Annotated in this window: 3 protein-coding genes; 1 reads left to right on the top strand and 2 read right to left on the bottom strand. The window is 69.0% G+C overall.

The genetic code is table 11. The features are described from left to right. A partial coding sequence (locus D180_RS11150) for a polynucleotide kinase-phosphatase (RefSeq protein WP_017912861.1) occupies positions 1-2,041 on the top strand: 2,041 nt, incomplete at its 5' end. Positions 2,042-2,166: 125 nt separating this feature from the next. Here the strand turns inward: D180_RS11150 and D180_RS11155 are convergent. Then, positions 2,167-3,471, bottom strand: a complete 1,305-nt coding sequence (locus D180_RS11155) for a sorbosone dehydrogenase family protein (protein WP_017912862.1) — start codon at positions 3,469-3,471, stop codon at positions 2,167-2,169. Beyond that, positions 3,464-3,907 (bottom strand): DUF2231 domain-containing protein, encoded by a 444-nt coding sequence (locus tag D180_RS11160; protein ID WP_017912863.1) that lies wholly within the window; start codon positions 3,905-3,907, stop codon positions 3,464-3,466. The genes D180_RS11155 and D180_RS11160 overlap by 8 nt, the downstream gene beginning before the upstream one ends. Between the last annotated feature and the right edge of the window lie 282 nt (positions 3,908-4,189).

Raw genomic sequence — 4,189 nt, forward strand, 5'->3', positions numbered from 1 at the left:
CTGGAACGACCGCCGCGAGGAGCACGGGCCGTTCGATCTGATCGGCGACGTGCACGGCTGCCGCGACGAACTGGTCGCCCTGCTCGGCCGCCTGGGCTACACCGTCGGCGGCACCCGCGAGGCACCCAAGGTCGCCGCGCCGGAAGGACGCAAGGCGGTCTTCGTCGGAGACCTGGTCGACCGCGGCCCGGATTCGCCCGGCGTGCTGCGCCTGGTCATGCACATGGTCGGCAACGGCACCGCATTGTGCGTGCCCGGCAACCACGACGTGAAGCTGCAGCGCAAGCTCGCCGGACGCGACGTGCGCATCAGCCACGGCCTGGCCGAGACGTTGGAACAACTGCAGGCCGAGCCGGAGGAGTTCAGCCGCGAGGTCGCCGCCTTCATCGACAAGCTGGTCAGCCACTATGTGCTCGACGACGGCAAGCTGGTGGTCGCCCACGCCGGTCTCAAGCAGGAGCTGCAGGGCCGAACCTCGCAACGCGTGCGCGAGTTCGCGCTGTACGGCGAGACCACCGGCGAGATCGATGCGTTCGGCCTGCCGGTCCGTTCCGACTGGGCCCACGACTATCGCGGCCCGGCGATGGTGGTGTACGGCCATACGCCGACGCCGGAGCCGGAATGGGTCAACCGCACCATCTGTCTCGATACCGGCTGCGTGTTCGGCGGCAAGCTCACCGCGCTGCGCTATCCGGAGAAGGAACTGGTGTCGGTCGCGGCCGCGCGCGAGTACTACACGCCGGTCAAGCCGCTGCTTCCGGCCGAGGACGCGAGCGCCGCGGCCACCACGCCGCGTGAGGCCTTGCTGCTCGACCTGGACGATGTGGCCGGCAAGCGCGTGATCGACACCCGCGCCTTCCGCAGCGTCACCATCCGTGAGGAGAACAGCATCGCCGCGCTTGAGGTGATGAGCCGCTTCGCCATCGATCCGCGCTGGCTGGTGTACCTGCCGCCGACCATGGCGCCACCGGAGACCGCCAAGTCCGGCGACCTGCTCGAACGCCCGCAGGAAGCGCTCGACTTCTATCGCCAGGAAGGCATCGCCACGCTGCTGTGCGAAGAGAAGCACATGGGCTCGCGTGCGGTCGTCGTGCTGTGCCGCGATGCCGGTGTCGCGCAGCGACGTTTCGGCATCGGCGACGATGGCCGTGGCGTCGTCTACACCCGCACCGGTCGCCGCTTCTTCGGCGAGCGCGAACTGGAAAACGCCCTGCTCGACCGCCTCGACGCTGCACTGCAGCACGCGGGCCTATGGGAGGAACTGCATACCGACTGGATCGTGCTCGATGCGGAACTGCTGCCGTGGTCGGCCAAGGCCCAGGAACTGCTGCGCGAGCAGTACGCACCGACCGGCGCCGCCGCCACCGCGGCGCTTGCCACCGCCCGCACCTGGCTGGACGCGGCCGCCGCGCGCGGCATCGACGTGCAGTCCTGGCAGCAGCAGGCGCAAGCGCGCCACAGCGACGCCAGCCGCTTCGTCGACGCCTATCGCCGCTACTGCTGGGCAGTGAACGGCCTGGAGGACCTGAAGATCGCGCCGTTCCACGTGCTGGCCTGCGAAGGCGTGGTCGGCCTGGAGCACGACCACCGCTGGCACCTGGACATCGCCCGTCGCCTGGCCGACGTCGAACCGCTGGTACGGCTGACCCGGCACATATTCGTCGACCTGGCCGACCAGGCCAGCGTGGCCGATGCCGTCGCCTGGTGGGAAGCGCTGACCGCACAGGGCGGCGAAGGCATGGTCATCAAGCCGGTCGAAGGCCTGGCGCGCAGCAAGCGCGGGCTGGTGCAACCGGCCATCAAGTGCCGCGGCCGCGAGTATCTGCGCATCATCTACGGACCCGAATACACCGAACCACAGAACCTCGACCGGCTACGCCAGCGTGGTCTGCGCACCAAGCAGTCGCTCGCCATCCGCGAGTTCGCACTGGGCCTGGAAGCGTTGCAGCGTTTCGTCGCGCAGGAACCGCTCTACCGCGTGCACGAATGCGTGTTCGGCGTACTGGCGCTGGAAAGCGAGCCGGTGGACGTGCGGCTGTAATCCCACGTCGGTGCTGTTCCGCCATCCAGCCGCGCGCCCGGGCGATCCACAGACCGCACCGCGCCCAGGCTGCATCGCGTGCAGACTGCGCCGCCCACATACGATGGGCGGCGTCGTGCAACCGGTCAGAAGCGCACACGCCAGACGCTGTTGCCGACATCGTCGGCGATCAGCAACGCGCCGTCCTTGTCCTGCGCCAGGCCGACCGGAGCACCGAACAGCTGCGACTCGTCCTGCGAGTGGAAGCCGCTGACCACGGTCTGCGGCGGGCCGACCGGCCGGCCCTGCTGGAACGGCACGTACACCACCTGATAGCCGCTGAGCGGCGAGCGGTTCCAGCTGCCGTGCTCGGCCACGAACGCACCCTCGCGGTACTTGGCGGGCAGCGCATCGCCGCGGGAGAACCACAGGCCGAGCGCGGCCACATGCGAGCCCAGCGCGTAGTCCGGCTTGATCGCCTTGGCCACCAGGTCCGGGCGCTGGTCCTTGACGCGCACATCCACGTTCTGCCCGTAGTAGCTGTACGGCCAGCCGTAGAAGCCGCCGTCCTGCACCGAGGTCAGATAGTCGGGCACCAGGTCGGCGCCGATCTCGTCGCGCTCGTTGGCGATCGCCCACAGCTTGCCGGTGCGCGGCTCCCACTGCAGCCCGGTCGGATTGCGGATGCCCGAGGCGAAGATGCGGCTGCTGGCCGAGGCCACGTCCACTTCCAGGACGGCCGCGCGGCGGTATTCCACATCCAGCCCGTTCTCGCCGATGTTGCTGTTGGAGCCCACGCCGACGTACAGCTTGCGCCCGTCGGGGCTGGCCAGCAGTGCCTTGGTCCAATGGTGTTCGATGGTGCCGGGGAGATCGGCGAACAGCGTGCCGGGCGCGGTGATCTCGGTCTGGCCGGCGACGTAGGGGAACTTCATGATGTTGTCGGTGTTGGCGACGTACAGCGCATCGCCGATCAGTTGCACCCCGAACGGCGAATGCAGCCCCTTCAGGAACGCATGCTGTTCCCACTTGCCGTCCGTGGCCCTGCGCAGCAGGGTGATGCGGTTGCCGCCCTTGGCGCTCTTGCCGGAGCGGCTCTGGACCAGCCCCGCGATCAGTTGCTTGGGCGTGGTGACCGGCTCCAGCCCCGGCGAATTGGCCTCCACCACCAGCACGTCGCCGTTGGGCAGCACGTACAGCTGGCGCGGATGTTTCAGGCCGCCGGCGATCTTCTCGATCTTCAGGCCAGCCGCCACCGTGGGCGCCTGCCCCTCCTTCCAGCCCACTCCCTCGGGAACCTGCATCGGCGGCAGCAGGAAGTTGCGCGGCTGCGGCAGCGGCGGCGCGTTGCCCGCCTGCTGGGTGGGCTCGAGCGAGGCCTTGCCGCCGCAGGCGGCCAAGGCCACTGCGCCGCTCAGCGCGAAAACCGACAGGCACAGGCGCTTAGCCATGGACGTAACCCTCGCGTGGCGTGGTGCGGATGGCGATGAGCACATGCCCGATCGCCAACAACGCGACCGTGAGGATCGAGAGCCAGAGCCCTGCCGGGACCACCGCATACGCGTCGCGGCTATGCACGAAGGAATTGAAGATGGCGGCGACGATGGCAAACAGGTTCAGCCAGAAGTCGAGCCGTTCCACCGGCAGCGTGGAGCGCCGCGCGGTGATCCAGACCTGCACCAGGTTGATCAGGCGCGGCACGATGGCGATGACCAGCCCGATCGCGATCAGCCAGGCCGCCGCCTTGGTCCACAGGATCACGCCGCTGCGGGCATAGACGATATCGAAGATCAGCGCGGCGACGAAGCAGCCGAAGGGAATGGGATTGAGCAGGCCGTAGAAGGCGTTGGCCACCACGGAACGGCGCGGTGCAGTCTGCAGATGCATGAGACGGCTCTCGACGAAAGGAAGAAGGGGGCGAAGCGCTCGCTCAGCACGAACCCGCGGGACGCGTCGCTGTGCGGGTGCGACCCACTATCTGCCCGCCCCTGTCGAGAGGACGTCGCGATGGCACTGCGCGCGCCGAGTGCCATCGCGCATCGTCGCTGCGGCCGCAGCCGCGTTCGCAGTGCTAGCTGCGCGTGCGCGCGACCGGCGCGCCGCTGCTCTCGCGCACCGACAGACTCACCGGCACGATCGTCCGGCGCGGCGGCGCGGCCGCATCCAGCC

It is taken from the genome of Xanthomonas sp. SHU 166, assembly GCF_000364685.1.
GTDB classification, from domain to species: domain Bacteria; phylum Pseudomonadota; class Gammaproteobacteria; order Xanthomonadales; family Xanthomonadaceae; genus Xanthomonas_A; species Xanthomonas_A sontii.